Origin of the sequence: Pseudomonas sp. Z5-35 (assembly GCF_051131945.1) — a bacterium.
In the GTDB taxonomy this organism is placed as follows: Bacteria; Pseudomonadota; Gammaproteobacteria; order Pseudomonadales; family Pseudomonadaceae; genus Aquipseudomonas; species Aquipseudomonas marvdashtae.
On sequence record NZ_CP071640.1, the window covers coordinates 178593 to 199137 of the forward strand.

Consider the following 20545-nt stretch of genomic DNA (forward strand, 5'->3'; position numbering starts at 1 on the left):
TGATGTTCTTCCAGGCCTCGTGAGGCCGAGAACAAAAGTGGCACGCATTATTGCAAGTAATTCTTGTTAACAAAAGTAATACAGTAACTTTTTTTCTCACATGGCTAGCCGCTCGTCCCCTGCGGAGGCTAGTCTGCGGCTTTGCCAGAGGAAATCTTGATGTCCGCGCCTTCTGTTTTGATCGCCGGCTGCGGTGATATCGGCGGCCGCCTGGCCAGCCAATTAGTGGCTGAGCATTGGCGGGTCCATGGCTTGCGGCGGACGGTTTCTAACCTGCCAGCCGGGGTCATTGGGGTGGCGGGGGATTTGTTCAGCGAACAATGCCCCGCCGATTGGCCCACGGATCCGTTGGATTACCTGGTGTACAGCGCCGCCGCCACCGACCATGACGAAGCGGGCTATCGCAAGGCTTACGTCGAAGGGTTACAACATGTGTTGGGCTGGTTGAAACAGCATGGCCAGCAGCCCAAGCGCCTGCTTTTTGTGTCCAGCAGCAGCGTTTATGGGCAGCAGCAGGGCGAATGGGTGGATGAAACCTCGGCTACGGTGGCCGGCGGATATTCCGGTCGGCTGATGCTCGAAGCCGAACAGGTGGCCTTGGACAGCGGTATCCCGGCCAGTTGCGTGCGCTTGACCGGCATCTATGGTCCGGGCCGTGAGTGGTTGCTGAGCCAGGTGCGCCAGGGTTATCGCGTAGTGACCGATCCGCCGCTATATGCCAATCGCATCCACGCCGACGATGCCGCCGGCCTGCTGGCGTTCCTGCTGGAAGCCGATCGCCAGGGCAAGGCGCTGGAGGATTGTTACATCGGCGTCGACGATGCGCCCGCGCCGTTGGCGGAGGTGGTGGGCTGGCTGCGCGAATACATGGGCATCTCCGAGTGGGCCGAAGACGCCAGCGTGCGTCGTGCCGGCAGCAAGCGTTGCAGCAACGCCAGGGCCAAGGCCTTGGGCTGGACGCCGCGTTATCCGAGTTTTCGCGAAGGGTATGCGGCGATTCTCGAAGGGCGTTGCTGATTTTCCAGTCGCCAAAAACCGCTGTGGAGCGAGCTTGCTCGCTCCCACCAGGGCTCCTTCAGGCAGGGCTACTGCTTTTCAAGCACCCATTTGCGATCACCCGGCGTGAACGACGGCATCTCATCGGCCAGTGCTGCATTCACGGTCTGGAAGATTTCCAGTTTCTTGCCGTCACGGGCAAAGATCCAGGTGTTGCCCTGGCCGTTCTGTTGCAGCCAGATGTTGTCGTTGCCGCCGCTCATGGAGGCGCAGTCGCCAGCCAGGCACAATGCGTAGCGATCAGCGCCGGGCAGGCCGCTGACCTGGCCGTCGGGTTGAAATTGCACCGTGGCGCCTTGGCCGGGACCTTCGTTGATTTTCCAAGTGCCACCCAGGTAGGCGGCATATAACGCGCGCTCGAAGCTGGCGCCGATCGGTGCGCCTTCCGGTACCTGGACTTGCGCACGGTCGAACACCTGCTGCGGTTCGTTCTCGGTGGCAGCCTGGCTCAACTGGTCGCCGTCGCGCTTGAGTTCGCTGGCCGAGCTGCCGTAGAAGTCGACCTTCCAGGCGCCGTCCTGTTCGCCGAGCAACTTGCCTTCGACGTTTTCGAAGCCGTTGGTGTAGCGCGCCTGGCCGGCCCGAGTGTTGACATCCCACTCCAGGTTCGGGCCGTAGCCCTGCAGCGCTTCGCGAAGCGGGCCACCCTTGGCGGCAGCGTCGATGGCCGCCTGGTTGATCCAGGTGCCGCTGATGTCACGGTCGGCAGGGTCGCTGGCGCAGCCGCCGAGAAGCAGGGCGAGCAGCGAGAGAGCAAGCGCTTTGCGCATGGTGGATTCCTTTCAGAACGAAAACGGCGCAGCGGGGGACGCTGCGCCGACCTGTATTACTCGATGACCAGTATGGCGTCCATCTCGACCTGCGAGCCCTTTGGCAGGGCGGCCACGCCAATGGCGGCGCGGGCAGGGTAAGGCTGGTCGAAATACTTGCCCATGATCTCGTTGACCTTGGCGAAGTGGCTCAGGTCGGTGAGGAAGATGTTGAGCTTGACGATGTCCTTGAACGAACCGCCCGCAGCCTCGGCCACGGCCTTCAGGTTCTCGAATACCTGCACGGTCTGGGCTTCGAAGCCCTCGACCAGCTCCATGGTTTTCGGGTCCAGTGGGATCTGGCCCGACATATAGACCGTGTTGCCGGCCTTGATCGCCTGGGAATAAGTGCCGATGGCGGCCGGGGCCTTGTCGCTGGAGATAACGGTCTTGGTCATTGATGACTCCTTGTAATGAGGGCGGCAGTTGAGGCGCTATGCGCGCATCCGGGTGATGCGGATGACGCCGGTCAAGGCGCGCAGTTTCTTGATCACGCGGGCCAGGTGCACGCGGTCGTGCACGCTGACCACCAGTTGGACAACGCTGATGCGGCCATCGCGTTCGTCCATGCTGATCTTCTCGATGTTGCCGTCGGCGGCGTTGACGCTGCTGGCCAGCAGGGCGATCAGGCCGCGCTGGTGCTCCAGCTCGACCCGCAGCTCGACATTGAATTCGCCGGTGACATCCTTGGCCCAGGAGAGCTGGATGCATTTTTCCGGGTTGTGGCGGATTTCGCTGATGTTGCGGCAGTTGTCCAGGTGCACCACCATCCCCTTGCCGGCGGACAGATGACCGACAATCGGGTCGCCCGGAATTGGCGTGCAGCACTTGGCATAGCTGAGCACCAGGCCTTCGGTGCCGCGAATCGCCAGCGGGCCTTCGGGACTTGGCAGCTGTTCGCCTTCGCCCAGCAGGCGGCGAGCGACGACGTAGGCCATGCGATTGCCCAGGCCGATGTCTTCGAGCAGGTCCTCGATCAATTCGAGGCGGTATTCGTTGAGCATGATCTGCACGCGTTCGGCCGGGATCTTGTCCAGCGAGCTGTCGAAGCCGTTCAGCACTTTATTCAGCAGGCGTTCGCCGAGGCTGATGGATTCGGAGCGACGTTGCAGTTTCAGCGCATGACGGATGTGGGTGCGGGCCTTGCCGGTGACCACAAAGTTGAGCCACGCCGGGTTGGGCCGTGCGCCGGGAGCGCTGACAATCTCGACGGTGGAGCCGCTTTGCAGTGGTTCGGACAACGGTGCCAGGCGGCGGTTGATGCGACAGGCGATGCAGCTGTTGCCGACGTCGGTGTGCACCGCATAGGCAAAGTCGACGGCCGTGGAGCCCTTGGGCAGCTCCATGATCCGGCCCTTGGGCGTGAAGACGTAGACCTCGTCCGGGAACAGGTCGATCTTCACGCTCTCGATGAATTCCAGGGAATTACCGGCGCGCTGCTGCATTTCCAGTACGCCCTTGACCCACTGCCGGGCCCGGGCGTGGGTGCTCTTGGGCTGTTCGTCACCGCTGGATTTGTAGAGCCAGTGGGCAGCGATGCCGTTGTTGGCCATCTCTTCCATTTCGCGGGTGCGGATCTGGATTTCGATCGGCACGCCGTGCATGCCGAACAGCGTGGTATGCAGCGATTGGTAGCCGTTGGCCTTGGGGATCGCGATGTAGTCCTTGAAGCGTCCCGGCAACGGCTTGTACAAATTATGTACAGCGCCCAGCACGCGGTAGCAGGTGTCGACCTTGTCGACGATGATCCGGAACGCATAGACGTCCATGATCTCGTTGAAGGCCCGACGCTTGCCGCGCATTTTCTTGTAGATGCCGTAGAGGTGTTTCTGCCGCCCGCTGACTTCGCCCTCGATGCCGTCGATTGCCAGGCAATGGCTCAGGGACTCTTCGATCTTGTTGACGATTTCCTTGCGGTTGCCCCGGGCGCGCTTGACGGCCTGGTTGATCCGCGCCGAACGCATCGGGTGCATGGCCTTGAAGCCGAGGTCTTCGAACTCGACGCGGATCGCGTGCATGCCCAGGCGGTTGGCGATGGGTGCGTAGATCTCTAGGGTTTCCTTGGCGATGCGCCGGCGTTTTTCGCCGGACAGCACTTCCAGGGTGCGCATGTTGTGCAGACGGTCGGCGAGCTTGACCAGGATCACGCGGATATCGCGCGCCATGGCCATGGCCATTTTCTGGAAGTTTTCAGCCTGGGCCTCCGCCTTGGTCTCGAAGTTCATCTGGGTCAGTTTGCTGACCCCATCAACCAGTTCGGCCACGGTTTCGCCGAATTGCGCTTGGAGCGCTTCCTTGGCAATACCGGTGTCTTCGATCACGTCATGCAGCATGGCGGCCATCAGGCTTTGATGGTCCATGTGCATGTCGGCAAGGATATTCGCCACTGCAAGCGGGTGCGTGACGTACGCTTCGCCGCTGCGGCGGCGCTGGCCGTCATGGGCTTGTTCGGCGTAGAAATAGGCTCGGCGGACCAGATTGACCTGGTCCGTGCCGAGGTAGGCCGATAAGCGATCGGCGAGGGCGTCTATGCTCGGCATGATGATGACTCCTGCCGTCTGCTGTGACCCCGCGCCGTGCTACGTCGACCAGGCATAGGCTTAGACCGCCTCGTTGGACTCGTCCTCGAACGCCGCGAACAGCGGTTCGTCTTCAACGATTTCAGCGTTGGCGATGAACTCGTAGCTCATCAGGCCTTCGGCGATTTCACGCAGCGCTACCACGGTAGGCTTGTCGTTTTCCCACTGGACCAACGGCTCTTTGCCACCGGTGGCCAGTTGACGGGCACGCTTGGTAGAGAGCATGACCAGCTCAAAGCGGTTTTCCACGTGTTCTAGGCAGTCTTCAACGGTTACGCGGGCCATGGTATTCCTCGGAGCGAATGCAATATGCGCGCTGCCCGGTTGGGCGAGCGGACTCGACAGTTTAAAAAAACACCAGCGTTTAGGGAAGCGCTGATTTTTTGACCAACCTCTCGACGCGCTGCGAGCACCAATGTAAAGCCCTCGCAGCGGTTTTGGGAAGAGCGGTTCAGCCCAGCAGTTCGGCCAATAATTTACCGAAACGTTGCTGCTGGCGTTTCTGCTGGAGCTGGCTGGCGCGGAAAATAGCCTTGAGGTCGTCCAGTGCGTGGGCGAAATCGTCGTTGATGATCAGGTAATCGTAATCGACGTAGTGGCTCATTTCGCTGACCGCTTCGCGCATCCGGCCTTCGATGATCTCGTCGCTGTCCTGGCCCCGGTTCGTCAGGCGCTGGCGCAACGCCTGCTGGCTCGGCGGGAGGATGAAGATCGAACGGGCCTGGGGCATCAGCTTGCGCACCTGCTCGGCGCCTTGCCAGTCGATTTCGAGGATCAGGTCGTGGCCTTCGTCGAGGGTCTGCTGCAGGTAACTTTGCGACGTGCCGTAGAGATTGCCAAAGACCTCGGCGCGCTCGAGGAAGTCGCCGTGCTCGGCCATTCGCACGAACTCTTCACGGTCGACGAAGTGATAGTTCACCCCGTTCACTTCGCCCGGGCGCATGGCGCGAGTGGTGTGGGAGACCGAGACGCGGATCTGCGGCTCGGCATCGATCAATGCCTTGACCAGGCTGGTCTTGCCAGCGCCCGAGGGCGCGGAAATGATGTAGAGGGTGCCGGTGCTGTGGGTCATGTCGGGTTAGCCTTACTCAATATTCTGCACTTGTTCGCGCATCTGCTCGATCAACACTTTGAGGTTGACCGCAGCCTGGGTGCTGCGCGGGTCGAAGGCTTTGGAGCCCAGTGTGTTGGCTTCGCGGTTGAGTTCCTGCATCAGGAAGTCGAGGCGGCGGCCGGCCGCGCCACCGGACTTGAGCACCCGGCGGACTTCGATGATATGGGTGCTCAGGCGATCCAGTTCTTCTGCCACGTCGCTCTTTTGCGCGAGCATGACCATTTCCTGTTCCAGGCGCTGCGGGTCCAGTTCGGCTTTCATGTCGGCGAAGCGGTCGAGGACTTTCTGGCGCTGGGTGGCGAGCATCTGCGGGACCAGTTCACGCAGGGTGACGACGTCTCCCTCGATGGAGGTCAGGCGTTCATTGATCAGCCGGGCCAGCTCCGCGCCTTCACGCTCGCGACCGGCCTTGAGTTCTTTCAAACCTTGATTGAACAGCGCCAGCGCTTCGGCATTCAGTGCTTGCGGGTCGCTCGCGTCGCCCACCAGTACGCCGGGCCAGGCCAGGACTTCCAACGGATTCAGGGCGGCGGGGTTGTTGATCAGGCTGGCGACGGTTTCGGCGGCGGCGACCAATTGCGCGGCGCGCTCACGGTCTACTTGCAGGGCTTTGCCGGTGATTTCTTCGGTGAAACGCAGGGTGCACTCCAGTTTGCCCCGGGACAGGCCCTGGCGCAGCGCTTCGCGCACGGCGCCTTCCAGATCGCGGAAGGACTCGGGCAGGCGCAGGTGCGGCTCCAGGTAACGGCTGTTGACCGAGCGCAGCTCCCAGCTCAGCGTGCCTTGGGCGCCGGCCTTTTCGACACGAGCGAAGGCGGTCATGCTGTGCACCATGGGGGTTCCTCGCAATGCAGGCCGGCCACGACCGGTCGGTGGTCGTGCGGCCTGGGATCTGTGGATAAATGCTGAAGGACAGCAAAGGCGCAGGATTGTAGCGCAGTGCGACGCAAGCGCCCAAACAGCTCCGGTAACAAAGCGCTGCAGCCCGTCGGCTGGGGCTTTGAGCGCACTCACTCGTCGCGTCAGCTTTTTAGAACTGCCCCTATGGCGATTCGCGGCTCTATAATGCTCGGCAGTTTTCCGTCCTCTGTACAGGTGTCCTCTATGAAACGTCCAAGTGGTCGCGCTGCCGATCAGCTTCGCTCGATCCGCATTACCCGCAACTACACCAAACACGCCGAGGGATCTGTACTGGTCGAATTCGGTGATACCAAAGTCATCTGTACCGTCAGCGTCGAAAACGGCGTGCCTCGCTTCCTCAAAGGCCAGGGCCAGGGCTGGCTGACCGCCGAATACGGCATGCTGCCGCGCGCCACTGGCGAACGGAACCAGCGCGAGGCCAGTCGTGGCAAGCAGGGTGGCCGTACCTTGGAAATCCAACGTTTGATCGGCCGCTCGCTGCGTGCCGCGCTGGACATGTCGAAGCTGGGCGACGTGACACTCTACGTCGATTGCGACGTGATCCAAGCTGACGGTGGCACCCGCACCGCGTCCATTACCGGCGCCATGGTCGCGCTGGTGGATGCCTTGAAAGTGATCAAGAAGCGTGGCGGCCTCAAGGGCGGCGACCCGCTCAAGCAGATGATCGCCGCGGTTTCCGTCGGCATGTACCAAGGCGAGCCGGTGCTGGATCTGGACTACCTGGAAGACTCCGCCGCCGAGACTGACCTGAACGTGGTCATGACCAGCGCTGGCGGCTTCATCGAAGTCCAGGGCACCGCTGAGGGCGCACCGTTCCAGCCGGAAGATTTGAACGCTATGCTGGAGCTGGCGAAGAAAGGCATGAACGAAATCTTCGAATTGCAAAAGGCCGCGTTGGCCGACTGATCGTTTTGCGCTTCAGACAAGGAGAGTGTCATGAGTGATGAGCAAGTCCTGCTGCCCCAGCCGGGAAAAGAGGCGCGTCAATGGGCAATGTTCTGTCACCTGTCCGCGCTATTGGGGATTTTTATTCCGTTCGGTTCGCTGATCGGGCCGCTGGTCATCTGGCAGCTCAAGCGTGAATCCGACCCGTTCATCGATGCCCAGGGCAAGGAAGCGCTTAACTTCCAGATCACCGTGGCGATCGCCGCGGCGATCAGCTTGCTGCTGATGATCGTGGTGATCGGCTTCTTCCTGTTCGGGCTGGTGGCGATTGCTGCTCTGGTGTTGACCATCATTGGCGGGGTCAAGGCTAATGAGGGGCAACCGTATCGGTATCCGTTTACCTGGCGTTTGGTCAAATAACGATCAGGTAAGTGTTCGGCGATGGCTCCCTTGCGAGCTGTTGCCGATTGCTTTGTAACTGTCCATGTTCGCAAATAACGACGCCAGACCTCACTGAAATCCGGCGGTTTGTATACAAGGCGGCGGAGTTCAGTGTCGACATGGCATGGGTTGTTGGTGCCGGTTGGCCGTGCGTGGATACATCCTGTTCCACAAGTGAGCGAGTCTGATGGTTATTTTTGATCCAGTATGGTTTTTCCATCGGGGTGAGTGGATGCACCTCGCGATGTTCTAACCACAACAGGATTTGCCATGAAACTTCTCCCATTCGCTCTTGCTGCCGCGTTTGCTCTCGCTGCTGTCTCTGCTCATGCGCAGGTGCCGGCCCCCGTCCCAGCCCTTAAACCACTGACGGCCCAGACCGTGAGCAAGCAAGCGGTTATCTCGCAAAAAAACCTTTCCTACGTGCATGCCATGCAACTGGCGCAAACCGCCGTCGCCGTCTGTGCGCTGAACAACCAGTCGGTCGCCGCCACGGTGGTGGATCGTTCGGGAATAGTGCTGGCGAGCCTGCGTTCCAATGGTGCGGGCCCTACGTCCTATGCCGGCAGTGAGCGCAAGGCTTATACCGCCGTGTCCTTCAAGACCCCAACGGGCACGCTCATGGAGCGCTCGGTGAATGTCCCGAACCTGTCCAACATTCCCGGGACCCTGGCGTTGACTGGCGGCGTACCTATCAAGGTGGGTAACGATGTCATCGGCGCTATCGGCGTAGGTGGCGCACCTAGCGGAAGAATCGATGAGCAATGCGCTGAGTATGCGATCAACGAACTAAGGCCATTGCTCGGGTCCTGAGATTGTCCAATACCTCCAGGATCTCGGTGGGCCTGGCATGACGACCAGGGCCGCCGACACGAAAAAGCCGACAGTATTTGTCGGCTTTTTTGCGTGTGTGCCTGGCAGCGGCACTCCCGGCGGGTGGGTGTCTCAGATCGTCAGCGTCCAGTCGTAATCCACGATCAGTGGCGCATGCTGCGAGAACCGTGGCTGGCGCGGCAGGCGGGCGCTGCGCACGAAGCGGCGCAACCCGGGCGTCAGCAATTGGTAGTCGAAACGCCAGCCAAGGTTGAGCATCTCGGCCTGCTCGTTGTCCGGCCACCAGCTGTATTGGTCGCCTTCGCGGCTGACTTCACGCAGGGCATCGACGTAACCCATGTTGCCAATGATCTCGTCCATCCAGGCCCGTTCCGGCGCCAGGAAGCCAGGGGATTGTTGGCTGTCGCGCCAGTTCTTGATATCCAGCTTCTGTTGCGCCACGTACAGCGAGCCACAATAAATGTACTCGCGACGTTTGCGCCGCTGTTTATCCAGGTAACGGGCGAAGTCGTCCATCAACTTGAATTTCTGATTCAAATCTTCATCGCCGTTCTGCCCCGAAGGGAGCAGTAAGGTCGCGATGCTGACCTTGTCGAAATCGGCTTGCAGGTAGCGCCCGTAGCGGTCCGCCGTCTCGAAACCGAGACCGTTGATGACAGCCTTCGGTTGCAGCCGCGAGTACAAAGCCACGCCACCCTGGGCGGGGACTTCGGCATCGCAGGCATAAAGGAAGTAACCATCCAGTTGGAAGGCTGCATCGTCCAGTTCAAAGGCGGAGGCGCGGGTGTCCTGCAGGCAGATGACGTCGGCATTCTGTGCTTGCAGCCAACTGAGCAAACCACGCTCGACTGCAGCCTGAATACCATTGACGTTCACACTGATGATCCGCATAAATGGCCCCAAAAATCACGTGCGTGTATGATACACGGCGTGTACCTATTTAGCTAAATCCGCGGTATTTGAGGCTTTTTTTCATGCAGGCGTATCAGCGCGATTTCATTCGTTTTGCCATCGATCGCGGCGTTTTGCGCTTCGGTGAGTTCACCCTCAAGTCCGGGCGCACCAGCCCTTACTTCTTCAACGCCGGCCTGTTCAACAGCGGAACCGCCCTGGCGCAACTGGGCCGATTCTATGCCGCGGCCATCGTCGAGAGCGGCATCCCGTTCGACGTGCTGTTCGGCCCGGCCTACAAAGGCATCCCGCTGGCCGCCACCACCGCCGTCGCCTTGGCCGAACATCACGGTCGCGACCTGCCCTGGTGTTTCAACCGCAAGGAAGCCAAGGCCCACGGTGAAGGCGGCAGCCTGGTCGGCGCGCCGCTGGCCGGCGAAGTGCTGATCATCGACGACGTCATCACCGCCGGTACCGCCATTCGCGAGGTGATGCAGATCATCGCTTCCCAGGAAGGGGCCAAGGCTGCCGGCGTGCTGATCGCCCTGAACCGCCAGGAGCGCGGCAACGGTGAGCTGTCGGCGATCCAGGAAGTGGAGCGCGACTTCGGCATTCCGGTGATCAGCATTGTGTCGCTGAACCAGGTGCTGGAATTTTTGGCCGACGATCCGCAGCTCAAGCAGCATTTGCCGGCGGTTGAGGCTTATCGGGCGCAGTTCGGCGTCTGAAATAAAGGAGGCCCTGGAAACAGGGCCTTGGTTTTCACTCCCGTAAATGAAGGGCGCGAAGTAAGGCATCCACTTGCCCGAAAGCATCCTGCTGCCACTGATCTGGAGTCCGATCCTCGAGGATCTGGCTATCTTCGACGAAACGCCTTACGGACGTCGGGCCATAACCGTCGGCAACATCAAATTTCTGGCAAATGTACAGAAAGCCTTGCTCGCCACTTCCGGTTTCAAGTACGGGGCGGCACTCCTGCGCGAGCGCTGCTATGCCGCCCGGAAAATTGCGAACGCAATAGTAAATGTCGTAGGCGTCTTTCTGCTTGTGTCGTCCATTAAGGGCATAGCCTTTCATTGCGAGCAGTGCCGGGATAGAGCACACGGCAACCTCGACTCGATTTGTACCGCCGGTAGGCATAGGTCCTTCAATTGCGACCATCTGATAAAACCGCATTGCCAGGTCGGCGCCGTCGGCACGTTGAACTGCAAAGTCGCTCAGGATGGGCGGTTTATTTTGAATGATCGCGGCATCGCGTGGCATCAAGAAATCCACGATCACATCTATCGGGGCTCCCCCGTCATCCACGGGAACCTGGCGAACGAGTTGGAAGCGCCGTAACTCTCCTCTCTGCTCGTACCCATTGCCCATCAAGGCTTCGACCAGAGTCGCGTATTCACCATCACCCAGTGCTTCTGCATCAAGGCTCAAGTCGACATCGAGTGTACCGACATGCTGCATATCGTCATTTGCAAGGAGCAGCCATGGCACTGCGCCGCCGATCACTGCGAACTTTCCTTTGAAACTACCCAGGATCTGGCCCATTTCGACGAGTACCGCTTTCACGGCAGTCGTCGTCCTGTCTCCATAATCCAAGGCCGATTGAGGCTCCTGCGGCGCTATCGGGGCCATGTCAGTTTTTCCTGGCGTAGATATTCGGCTGCTTCCTTTGCGCGCTCGCCGGCAATGGATAGATCCAAATAAGTTTGAACAGGGCTGGTGCATATTGCTCCGGGCGCCGCCTCGACGACGTCCAAAAGGAGCCCTTCGTCCCGGGGAACGGTGATCACCACGTTTTCACCCTTTGTAACGGGTACCAAGTGCATAGCTGTAGTTAATTTTTCCAGGCCTTCACTGTCCGCATAAAAATAATTCGTGCTCACACGGGCATAGGGGGCGAGCCATTGCGCGGCGGAAAATAGAGAAAAAACCGTACGCCCATTGCCCTGTTCGCCGATGACGCTCCGTGCTGCATTTTCCAGGGCGTTGCCGTGTAAGGTGGTGTAGAACTTTTTGCGCTCTCCGGATGGGGGCTCGTAGGCTTGGACCCATGCATCTAGAAGTGATTGAGGGTCGCACAGGGAAAATCCTTCGGGTGTTGCTCGCCCCCACTCTCGATCCAGCAGAGCTTTGCGCACATTACTGACTTGACCCAAGCTCACGTTAGCGGCCTCGGAGAGTTCTATCACTCGCCATGCATGATTGGGGTCACGCAGCATCGTACGAAGGATCTGCGCTGATTTTGGCTTGAAGAGGGACTTCAGTCCCCTGTACTCCGAGGGCGGCTTTTCTGCGACTTGATGGTCGATGAATACCCCATCGAACGAAAGCCAGGCGTTGCCCTCCAGATCCAGATAGCCGACCCCTTTTTCCCGGCATGCTTGTCTGGCAGCAGGCGAAAGGTAGGGGGCTATCACAATCGGCGTGACCGCTGCGTCCCACTCACTCACGTAGTCACGAAGCTGGAGTGTGGCTGCGATTACAAATCTGGGCTGTCCACTGGTTTTAATCTCGCAGGCCAGGGAATGCGGCTTCCCCGAGGCGTCTAGTTCCACAATAAAGTCGGGAGTCCAGGCTTTGGCTGGCGGCGTGGTCTTGAAACTTTTTATCCTGATGATTGGTACGTTGTTCAGGAGGTCCTGAAGAGCCTCTTTTGAGCTTGTTTCGAGAGTTTTCATTGATAGCCACCTTTTCAACAAACGCTGAAAATAGCCTCTTGAGTGAAAGACGTCTAGGGAATTTCACTCAAAAACCTATTTTCAACGTTCGTTGAAACGGGGCGCGTTACTGAAATCATCGGAGGAGACGCAAATACTTTCCTGCCCGAAAAAAAATCGCGAGCCTTGTCAGCAACAATGGGCTTCGTGTTTCGAATGCCACTTTGCAGCTTTCAAGGTCGCGATTTTTGCGTTTTCAGGTATCGGTATCAGGGCCGCTTGCGATTACTGATCAACGTACCCACGCCCGTATCGGTGAAGATCTCCAGCAGAATCGCATTCGGAACCCGGCCGTCGATGATCAGCGAACTGCCAACGCCGCCCTGTACCGCTTCCAGCGCGCAGCGAATCTTGGGCAGCATGCCGCCGTAGATGGTGCCGTCGGCGATCAACTCGTCGACTTGCTGGGTCGACAGCCCGGTCAGGACCTTGCCGGTCTTGTCCATCAGGCCGGCAATGTTGGTCAACAGCATCAACTTCTCGGCCTTCAGTGCTTCGGCGACTTTGCCGGCCACCAGGTCGGCGTTGATGTTGTACGACTCGCCATTGGCGCCCACGCCGATCGGTGCAATGACCGGGATGAAATCGCCCTTGACCAGCAGGTTCAGCAGGTCGGTGTTGATGCCGACCACTTCGCCTACCTGGCCAATGTCGATGATTTCCGGTTGGGTCATCTCTGGGGTCTGGCGAGTCACGGTGAGCTTCTTCGCCCGGATCAGCTCGGCGTCCTTGCCCGTCAGACCAATGGCGCTGCCGCCGTGGCGGTTGATTAGGTTGACGATGTCCTTGTTCACCTGGCCGCCCAGGACCATCTCCACCACATCCATGGTCTGCGCGTCGGTAACGCGCATGCCATCGATGAAGTGACTCTCTATCGACAGGCGCTTGAGCAGGTCACCGATCTGCGGGCCACCGCCATGCACCACCACCGGGTTGATCCCCACGGCCTTCATCAGCACGATGTCGCGGGCGAAGCCGGTTTTCAGCTCCTCGCTTTCCATCGCGTTGCCGCCGTATTTGATCACCAGGGTCTTGCCGACGTAGCGTCGGATATAAGGCAACGCTTCGGACAGGACCTTGGCGGTGTTGGCGGCGGCTTCGCGTTCGAGGGTCATTCAGGGCTCCGGTGGTGAATCAAAACGGTAGTTGGAGATCAGGTGCAACACGTTTGAGTTGGGTGTGGAACACGTCCTTGATGCGCTGCAGTTCGGCCTCGTTGTCAGCCTCGAAACGCAGCACCAGCACCGGGGTGGTGTTGGAGGCGCGAACCAGGCCCCAGCCTTGTGGGTAGTCGACCCGCACACCGTCGATGGTGGTCAGTTCGGCGCCTTCGCCCCACTGGGCGTCGTGCAGTGCATCAATGATGCTGAATTTGCTCTCTTCGGTCACATGGATATTGATTTCCGGCGTGGAAATATCGTTAGGGAAGGTCGCGAACAGCTCTTCGGCGGTGGATTTCTCCTTGCTGAGGATCTCCAGCAGGCGTGCCGCGCTGTAGATGCCGTCATCAAAACCGAACCAGCGCTCCTTGAAGAAGATGTGGCCGCTCATCTCGCCGGCCAGCAGGGCGCCGCTTTGTTTCATTTTTTTCTTGATCAACGAATGACCGGTTTTCCACATGAGCGGGCGACCGCCATATTCTTTGATCAGCGGGATCAGGCGACGGGTGCATTTCACGTCGAAGATGATTTGCGCATCAGGGTTGCGTGCTACGACATCCTTGGCGAACAGCATCAGCAGGCGGTCCGGGAACACGACGCTGCCGGTGTTGGTCACCACGCCCACGCGGTCGCCGTCGCCGTCGAAGGCCAGGCCCAGGTCGGCATTGGTTTCCTTGACCTTGGCGATCAGGTCCTGCAGGTTTTCCAACTTGCCCGGATCCGGGTGGTGGTTGGGGAAGTTACCGTCCACGTCGCAGAACAGTGGGATGACTTCACAGTTCAGCGCTTCGATCAGTTGCGGGGCGATCACGCCGGCCGCGCCGTTGCCGCAGTCGACCACCACTTTCAGGCGACGGGCGAGTTTCACGTCGTTGACGATTTCATCGTTGTAGCGCTCGAGGATATCAACCTTGGTCACGCTGCCCTGGCCGCTGCTCAGGTCATTGGTCTTGAGGCGGGTGTGCAGGGCCTGGATCTGCTCGTTGGCGAGGGTGTCGCCGGCGATGACGATCTTGAAGCCGTTGTAGTTCGACGGGTTGTGGCTGCCGGTGAGCATCACGCCGGATTTGCCGGCCAGCACGTTGGCGGCGTAATACAGCGCCGGTGTCGGTACCAGGCCAACGTCGGTGACGTGGCAGCCGCTGTCGGCGATGCCTTTGATCAACTGCTCGACCAGCTCCGGGCCAGACAAGCGACCATCACGGCCAACGTTCACGTTGGGTTCGCCCTGGGCCAGGCTTTGGGAGCCGATGGCCCGGCCGACCCAGTAGGCGGTTTCAGCCGTCAGGGTTTCCGGCACCACGCCACGGATGTCGTAGGCGCGAAAGATGCTGTCAGGGAAGATTGGGGCGATTGCGGCTGGGGTGTTCATGGGCGGGGCGCTCTATCAGGAAAGTGACTGGACAGGCCGACGACGGGCGTCGGCAGGCTCAAGCTGAAGGGTATGACGGCGTTTTTGACAGAGAGTTCGCGGTGGGAAAGTGCCATGAGATAGCGTTACCCCAGCCTTAACGGTCTAAAACCTTGATTCCGGATGGGAAACGTCGTCGCGACCCGTTGCGCATTTTTCGTCCTGAAACAGAAGCTTAATAAAGCGGCCGGGAACGACGCCCGGCCTGGAGCGGAGGATCAGTGGCTGCCGGAATGTCCGAAACCGCCGGCGCCGCGCTGGCTCTCGTCGAATTCCTGGACCAGCTCGAAGTGTGCCTGGACCACCGGCACCAATACCAATTGGGCAATGCGCTCGCCCACCTGGATGTTGAAAGCGGTCTGGCCGCGATTCCAGCACGACACCATCAATTCGCCCTGGTAATCGGAGTCGATCAGGCCGACCAGGTTGCCCAGCACGATGCCGTGCTTATGGCCCAGGCCCGAGCGCGGCAGGATCAGCGCGGCCAGGCCGGGATCGCCAATGTAGACCGACAGGCCGGTAGGAATCAGCAGGGTCTGGCCCGGCTCCAGGATCGTGTCCTGCTTGAGCATCGCCCGCAGGTCAAGGCCGGCGGAGCCCGGTGTGGCGTATTGCGGCAGCGGGAATTCGTTACCGATGCGTGGGTCGAGGATCTTGGCTTGTAGAGCGTGCATGAAGTTAAACCTGGTTCAGCCGGTCGGCGATAAAAGTGATCAGTTGGCGGGCAATCTTGCCCTTGCTGGTCTGGGCGAAAAGTGTGGCGTGCAACTGGCGGTCGATCACGCTGCAGGCGTTTTCTTCGCTGTTGAAGCCGATGCTCGGGTTGGCGACGTCATTGGCGACGATCAAGTCGAGGTTCTTGTCCTTGAGCTTGCGCGCGGCGTAGTCGAGCAAATGTTCGGTCTCGGCGGCAAAACCCACACTGAACGGACGATCGGGGCGAGTGGCGATGGTGGCCAGGATGTCAGGGTTGCGCACCATTTGCAGGAGCAGGCCATCACCGCTGGTAGGATCTTTCTTCAATTTTTGCGGGGCGACGACTTCGGGGCGGTAGTCCGCGACGGCTGCCGAGGCGATGAACAGGTCGCACGGGATGGCGGCTTCGCAGGCCGCGAGCATGTCCCGGGCGCTGACCACGTCGATACGCGTGACCCGGTCCGGGGTTGGCAGGTGCACCGGGCCGGTGATCAACGTCACCCGGGCGCCCGCCTCGACGGCTGCCTCGGCCAGGGCGAAGCCCATTTTCCCTGAGCTGTGGTTGGTGATGTAGCGCACCGGGTCGATGTTTTCCTGGGTCGGTCCGGCGGTGATCAGCACATGCTTGCCCGTCAGGGCCTCGCGCTTGAAGCAGTCGGCGGCGCATTGGGCCAGATCGGTAGCCTCCAGCATGCGGCCCATGCCGACATCGCCACAGGCCTGGCTGCCCGAGGCTGGGCCAAAAACCTTGAGGTCACGACTTTCGAGCAATTGCAGGTTGGCCTGGGTGGCCGGGTCGCGCCACATGGCCTGGTTCATTGCTGGTGCCACGGCGACCACGGCGTCGGTGGCGAGCACCAGGGTGGTGAGCAGATCGTTGGCGATGCCTTGGGCCAGGCGAGCGATCAGGTCGGCCGTGGCCGGGGCAATCAAGACCAGGTCGGCCCATTTGGCCAGTTCGATGTGGCCCATGGCAGCCTCGGCCGCCGGGTCGAGCAAATCCAGGTGGACCGGGTGTCCGGACAATGCCTGCATGGTCAGCGGCGTGATGAATTCACTGCCACCGCGGGTCATGACGACCCGCACTTCCGCGCCCTGGTCGATGAGTCGGCGAACCAGCTCGGCGCTCTTGTAGGCGGCGATGCCGCCGCCGACGCCCAGAACGATGCGTTTCCGATACAGCCGCTGCATAGGCCTGCCTTTCGATTTTCAGTGGTCAGTGCAAGACGAACCCCTTGGCAACAGCCTGCCAGGGTGCAAATCGCCTGCAAAAAAGATGGGCTAAGATATCACAGCGTCCGCTACGGAACAGCGGCGCCCACTATCAGGGAGATGCCATGAGTATTCGCGATTGGCCCGCAGCCGAGCGGCCGCGGGAACGGTTGTTGGCGCTGGGGGCGGAGAGTCTTTCAGACGCCGAACTGCTGGCGATTTTTTTACGCACGGGCGTGTCGGGCAAAAGCGCGGTGGATCTGGCGCGACACCTGTTGACTCAATTTGGCTGCCTGCGTGCGCTGCTTGAAGCTGATCAGCTCACGTTCAGCAGTCAGATGGGGCTAGGCCCGGCGAAATTCGCGCAATTACGGGCGGTGCTCGAAATGGGCCGGCGACATTTGGCTGAGCGGATGCGGCAAAAATCAATGCTGGAGGATCCGCAAGCCGTTCGTGACTATCTCAAGTCAATGCTTCGCCACGAACCTCACGAAGTCTTTGGTTGCTTGTTTCTCAACTCACGGCATCAGGTGCTGGCGTTTGAAGCGCTCTTTCACGGTTCTATCGCCACGGCCACTGTTCACCCCCGGCAAGTGGTCAAGCGCGCCCTGGCCCATAACGCCGCCGCTGTGATCCTGTGCCATAACCACCCCTCCGGCAACACCGAGCCCAGCCAGGCCGACCGGATGCTCACCGAACGGCTCCAGGAGGCGCTGGAGCTGATCGATGTGCGGGTGCTCGACCATTTTATCGTGGGCGATGGGGAGCCGCTGTCCATGGCGGAGTATGGGTGGATTTGAGGCAGCGGCAAGCTTCAAGCTTGAAGCGGCAAGTAAGAGCTGCGCGCGGTCTGCTCTTGGCTTGCAGCTTGCAGCTTGCAGCTTGCAGCTTACGGCTTGAGGCTGACCTTCGAATAGTCCTGGCGACCAAACGGGCTCACCGAGTAACCCTGGACATCCTTGCGGGTCAGGGCAAACGCCGTGGGGTGCGCCAAGGGCAGCCACAGGGCCTGTTGCTGGATCTGCGCCTGGGCCTGCTCATAGAGCTTGGAGCGCACGCCTTGTTCGCTGGTGGTCTTGCCGGCGCCGATCAGCTTGTCCAGGTCTGGATTGCAGTAACGGGCGAAGTTGGTGCCGGACTTCACCGCCGCGCAGGAAAACTGCGGGGTAAGGAAGTTGTCCGGGTCGCCGTTGTCGCCTGCCCAGCCCATGAACAACAGGTCGTGTTCGCCAGCCTTGGCGCGGCGGATCAGTTCGCCCCATTCGATCACGCGGATTTCCGCCTGGATGCCGATTTCCGCCAGGTCCGACTGCAGCAACTGCGCGCCGAGGCTCGGATTGGGGTTGAGCAGGCTGCCGGAGGGGCGGGTCCATAAGGTGGTCTTGAAGCCTTCCTTCAGTCCGGCCTTGGTCAGCAGCTCACGAGCCTTGGCCGGATCATGGGCATAGCCAGGCAGGTTTTTGGCGTAGCTCCAGGTATTGGGTGGGTAGGGGCCGTTGGCCGCTTCGGCGGTGCCCTCGAAAACGGTCTTGAGGTAGCTGGCCTTGTCAAAGGCCAGGTTGATGGCTTGTCGGACTTCGGGCTTGTCCAAGGGGGGGTGCTGGCTGTTGATTGCCAGGAACGCGGTCATGAAGGCCTCGGTCTGCTCCACTTTCAACGTCGGCTCTTGCTTGGCGGCCTGTACGTCCAGCGGCTTGGGAGACAGGGCGACCTGACATTCGTTACGCCGCAATTTCTGCAGGCGCACGTTGGCATCCGGCGTGATGGCGAAGATCAACGGATCCACTTGGGGTTTACCGCCAAAGTAGTCGCCATTGGCCTTGTAGCGAATCGAGGCGTCCTTCTGGAACCGGTTGAATATGAACGGGCCAGTGCCGATGGGCTGGTTGTTGAGTTGTTCCGGCTTGCCGACTTTCATCAACTGGTCGGCATATTCGGCTGAATAGATCGACGCAAAACCCATGCTCAATGTCGCCAGGAAAGTTGAATCCGCATGGTCGAGGGTGAAGCGCACCGTCAATGGATCCAGCGCATCGATCTTCGTGATCAGCGCCGGCAGCTGCATGGATTGGGCGTGAGGGAAGCCGCTTTGCGCAACCTTATGCCAAGGGTTGGCCGGATCCAGCATGCGGTCGAAGCTGAACTTGACGTCTTCGGCGGTCAGGTCGCGGCGCGGTGTGAAGTAGTCGGTCTGGTGGAACTTGACCCGTGGGCGCAGCTTGAAGACATACACCAGGCCATCGCTTGAGACTTCCCAGCTCTCGGCCAGGCTCGGGACCACTTTGCCGCTGGCCGTGTCGAAGTCCACCAGGCGGTTCATCAGCACGTCGGCTGAGGCGTTGGTGGTGGTCAGCGAGTTGTATTGGACGACATCGAATCCTTCCGGGCTGGCCTCGGTACACACGCTCAGGGCAGCGGCCTGGGCCAGCGGGCTGATCAGCAGAGGGGCGAGCATCAGTGATAGGGCAGCGAGGCGCATGATTGATTTCCTGTGCAGGTCGGAGGCCCATCTGCGAGTGCAGTCTGGAAAAGGTCTACCCTAGTGGGCTCGCTCGCAAATGACTATCCCCCTTTTGCATTTTCCGGCACTCTTTCCTGCGGTTTGCCGGTGCACCAGCGGCCTGAACTAACCGTTGGCCGAAAAAAACCTGCATGCCGCGACGAGCGGTCAGGACGCCGCTGGCCCTTACCCCAGCTGCCTGGGGCTGCCGGACGAGGTTTTCCCAGCAAGACAAATCACACCGGCTGTTGTTGTGCATGGGTCTTTCTGGTATAAAGCAGCGCTCTTTTCTAGGGGCCCGGTTCCTTCACTGTAGGTGTAGCCGGTAAGACCCTTAAAGAAACGCGGCGCCTGGCGCCAAATGACTGAGAGATTAAGCGGCCAACCCATGCCGGGTTGGGCATGTGGTTTTAGAGGGCTGAGGCATGTCGAGAGTCTGTCAAGTTACCGGTAAGGGTCCGGTGACTGGGAATAACATTTCCCACGCAAACAACAAAACCCGTCGTCGTTTCCTGCCGAACCTGCAGCATCACCGCTTCTGGGTTGAAGAAGAGAAACGTTTTGTGCGTCTGCGCGTATCTGCCAAGGGCATGCGCATCATCGACAAGCGTGGCATCAGTGTCGTGCTGGCCGAACTTCGTCGCGATGGCAAGGTTTAAGGGAGCTAATCATGCGTGAATTGATTCGTTTGATCTCGAGCGCCGGTACTGGTCACTTCTACACTACCGACAAAAACAAGCGTACTACCCCGGACAAAATCGAGATCAAGAAATTTGATCCGGTTGTTCGCAAGCACGTGATCTACAAGGAAGGCAAAATCAAGTAATTGATTTTTCCCTCTTACAAAAAAGGCCCGTATCGCGAGATACGGGCCTTTTTTGTTGTCGATTCCTGAGGGTGAGTTTCAGCCTTTATGCTCAAACACCACATAAATCTTGCGGCACGGCTCCAGCACTTCCCATGTGCCTTTGAACCCGGCGGGAATCACGAAGCGGTCGCCGGCTCGAAGTGTCTTGGCATTCCCATCGTCGTCACGCAGCACCGAGACACCCTGGACGATCTCGCAGTACTCGTGTTCGGTGTAGTTGACCGTCCACTGGCCGACCTCGCCTTCCCAGACCCCGGCGTTCATCTGTCCGCATGGGCTGTTGTAATGATTGAAGACGGCTTGCTCAGGGTTTCCCTTGAGCACCTTGGCCGGGTCCGGGCGATAGCGGTCGGCGGTGGTATTGGCCTGGCTGAAATCGACGATGTCCTGGATGCTCATGCGGTTACCCTCGGTGCTTGCGGCGCGGATGGCTGGAAGAACAAAAGTCTAT

General features: G+C 60.0%; 22 protein-coding genes and 1 pseudogene. 8 read left to right on the forward strand and 15 right to left on the reverse strand.

Annotation, left to right across the window (positions count from 1 at the left end):
- The first annotated feature begins 159 nt into the window (after window positions 1-159).
- Window positions 160-1017, forward strand: coding sequence for an SDR family oxidoreductase (locus J3P95_RS00805; RefSeq protein WP_434579102.1), 858 nt, complete (start codon window positions 160-162; stop codon window positions 1015-1017).
- Window positions 1018-1085: 68 nt separating this feature from the next.
- Here the strand turns inward: J3P95_RS00805 and J3P95_RS00810 are convergent, their stop codons facing one another.
- The 6 genes from J3P95_RS00810 to J3P95_RS00835 all read right to left on the reverse strand — a co-directional run bounded on the left by J3P95_RS00810 (window position 1086) and on the right by J3P95_RS00835 (window position 6392).
- Complete coding sequence (locus tag J3P95_RS00810) at window positions 1086-1826, reverse strand: hypothetical protein (protein ID WP_434559943.1); 741 nt, start codon at window positions 1824-1826, stop codon at window positions 1086-1088.
- Window positions 1827-1882: 56 nt separating this feature from the next.
- Window positions 1883-2263 (reverse strand): RidA family protein, encoded by a 381-nt coding sequence (locus J3P95_RS00815; RefSeq protein WP_085685905.1) that lies wholly within the window; start codon window positions 2261-2263, stop codon window positions 1883-1885.
- A gap of 36 nt (window positions 2264-2299) precedes the next feature.
- Entirely contained in the window at window positions 2300-4405 is a 2106-nt protein-coding gene (spoT, locus tag J3P95_RS00820; protein ID WP_434559945.1) for a bifunctional GTP diphosphokinase/guanosine-3',5'-bis pyrophosphate 3'-pyrophosphohydrolase, read from the reverse strand.
- Between the two features lie 60 nt (window positions 4406-4465).
- Window positions 4466-4729 (reverse strand): DNA-directed RNA polymerase subunit omega, encoded by a 264-nt coding sequence (gene rpoZ, locus J3P95_RS00825; protein WP_003177259.1) that lies wholly within the window; start codon window positions 4727-4729, stop codon window positions 4466-4468.
- Window positions 4730-4895: 166 nt separating this feature from the next.
- Window positions 4896-5516 carry a guanylate kinase gene (gene gmk, locus J3P95_RS00830; protein ID WP_047735756.1) on the reverse strand — a complete coding sequence of 207 codons (621 nt, stop codon included), beginning with the start codon at window positions 5514-5516 and terminating at the stop codon, window positions 4896-4898.
- Between the two features lie 12 nt (window positions 5517-5528).
- Window positions 5529-6392 carry a YicC/YloC family endoribonuclease gene (locus J3P95_RS00835; RefSeq protein WP_434559947.1) on the reverse strand — a complete coding sequence of 288 codons (864 nt, stop codon included), beginning with the start codon at window positions 6390-6392 and terminating at the stop codon, window positions 5529-5531.
- Window positions 6393-6662: 270 nt separating this feature from the next.
- Here J3P95_RS00835 and rph point away from each other — a divergent pair, with 270 nt between their 5' ends.
- The 3 genes from rph (at window position 6663) to J3P95_RS00850 (ending at window position 8618) form a co-directional block, all read left to right on the forward strand.
- A complete protein-coding gene (gene rph / locus J3P95_RS00840; RefSeq protein ID WP_060740056.1) occupies window positions 6663-7385 on the forward strand; it encodes a ribonuclease PH in 723 nt (240 codons plus the stop codon).
- Window positions 7386-7415: 30 nt separating this feature from the next.
- Entirely contained in the window at window positions 7416-7784 is a 369-nt protein-coding gene (locus tag J3P95_RS00845; RefSeq protein WP_434559949.1) for a DUF4870 domain-containing protein, read from the forward strand.
- Between the two features lie 291 nt (window positions 7785-8075).
- Complete coding sequence (locus J3P95_RS00850) at window positions 8076-8618, forward strand: GlcG/HbpS family heme-binding protein (RefSeq protein WP_434579099.1); 543 nt, start codon at window positions 8076-8078, stop codon at window positions 8616-8618.
- 132 nt (window positions 8619-8750) lie between these two features.
- Here the strand turns inward: J3P95_RS00850 and J3P95_RS00855 are convergent, their stop codons facing one another.
- Window positions 8751-9530 (reverse strand): exodeoxyribonuclease III, encoded by a 780-nt coding sequence (locus tag J3P95_RS00855; protein WP_013694557.1) that lies wholly within the window; start codon window positions 9528-9530, stop codon window positions 8751-8753.
- Window positions 9531-9613: 83 nt separating this feature from the next.
- On the opposite strand from J3P95_RS00855, the gene pyrE reads away from it, so the two are divergent.
- Window positions 9614-10258, forward strand: coding sequence for an orotate phosphoribosyltransferase (gene pyrE / locus J3P95_RS00860; RefSeq protein ID WP_434559953.1), 645 nt, complete (start codon window positions 9614-9616; stop codon window positions 10256-10258).
- Between the two features lie 34 nt (window positions 10259-10292).
- On the opposite strand, the gene J3P95_RS00865 is transcribed toward pyrE, so the two are convergent.
- From J3P95_RS00865 to coaBC, 6 genes and pseudogenes are all read right to left on the reverse strand, one after another.
- On the reverse strand, window positions 10293-11162 hold the full coding sequence (locus tag J3P95_RS00865; protein WP_434579097.1) for a hypothetical protein: 870 nt from the start codon (window positions 11160-11162) through the stop codon (window positions 10293-10295).
- Window positions 11150-12208 (reverse strand): type IV toxin-antitoxin system AbiEi family antitoxin, encoded by a 1059-nt coding sequence (locus tag J3P95_RS00870; protein WP_434559957.1) that lies wholly within the window; start codon window positions 12206-12208, stop codon window positions 11150-11152. Before J3P95_RS00870 ends, J3P95_RS00865 begins: the two co-directional genes overlap by 13 nt.
- A 248-nt stretch (window positions 12209-12456) precedes the next feature.
- Window positions 12457-13362, reverse strand: coding sequence for an acetylglutamate kinase (argB, locus tag J3P95_RS00875; RefSeq protein ID WP_123426174.1), 906 nt, complete (start codon window positions 13360-13362; stop codon window positions 12457-12459).
- Between the two features lie 19 nt (window positions 13363-13381).
- Window positions 13382-14785: pseudogene (locus J3P95_RS00880) on the reverse strand (phosphomannomutase/phosphoglucomutase); the annotation flags it as partial.
- A gap of 251 nt (window positions 14786-15036) precedes the next feature.
- Window positions 15037-15492 (reverse strand): dUTP diphosphatase, encoded by a 456-nt coding sequence (dut, locus tag J3P95_RS00885; RefSeq protein WP_186633679.1) that lies wholly within the window; start codon window positions 15490-15492, stop codon window positions 15037-15039.
- A 4-nt stretch (window positions 15493-15496) separates the two neighbouring features.
- Entirely contained in the window at window positions 15497-16705 is a 1209-nt protein-coding gene (gene coaBC / locus J3P95_RS00890) for a bifunctional phosphopantothenoylcysteine decarboxylase/phosphopantothenate--cysteine ligase CoaBC (RefSeq protein ID WP_186612659.1), read from the reverse strand.
- Window positions 16706-16851: 146 nt separating this feature from the next.
- Between coaBC and radC the strand changes: the two genes are divergently transcribed.
- Window positions 16852-17526, forward strand: a complete 675-nt coding sequence (gene radC / locus J3P95_RS00895; protein WP_434559959.1) for a RadC family protein — start codon at window positions 16852-16854, stop codon at window positions 17524-17526.
- An 89-nt stretch (window positions 17527-17615) separates the two neighbouring features.
- On the opposite strand, the gene J3P95_RS00900 is transcribed toward radC, so the two are convergent.
- Window positions 17616-19205 carry an ABC transporter substrate-binding protein gene (locus J3P95_RS00900; RefSeq protein WP_434559961.1) on the reverse strand — a complete coding sequence of 530 codons (1590 nt, stop codon included), beginning with the start codon at window positions 19203-19205 and terminating at the stop codon, window positions 17616-17618.
- Between the two features lie 446 nt (window positions 19206-19651).
- On the opposite strand from J3P95_RS00900, the gene rpmB reads away from it, so the two are divergent.
- Together rpmB and rpmG are read left to right on the forward strand one after the other, a co-directional pair.
- Window positions 19652-19885, forward strand: coding sequence for a 50S ribosomal protein L28 (rpmB, locus tag J3P95_RS00905; RefSeq protein WP_003177273.1), 234 nt, complete (start codon window positions 19652-19654; stop codon window positions 19883-19885).
- A gap of 11 nt (window positions 19886-19896) precedes the next feature.
- A complete protein-coding gene (rpmG, locus tag J3P95_RS00910) occupies window positions 19897-20052 on the forward strand; it encodes a 50S ribosomal protein L33 (RefSeq protein ID WP_007894709.1) in 156 nt (51 codons plus the stop codon).
- Window positions 20053-20130: 78 nt separating this feature from the next.
- Here the strand turns inward: rpmG and J3P95_RS00915 are convergent, their stop codons facing one another.
- On the reverse strand, window positions 20131-20493 hold the full coding sequence (locus J3P95_RS00915) for a cupin domain-containing protein (protein ID WP_434579096.1): 363 nt from the start codon (window positions 20491-20493) through the stop codon (window positions 20131-20133).
- Window positions 20494-20545: the final 52 nt, after the last annotated feature.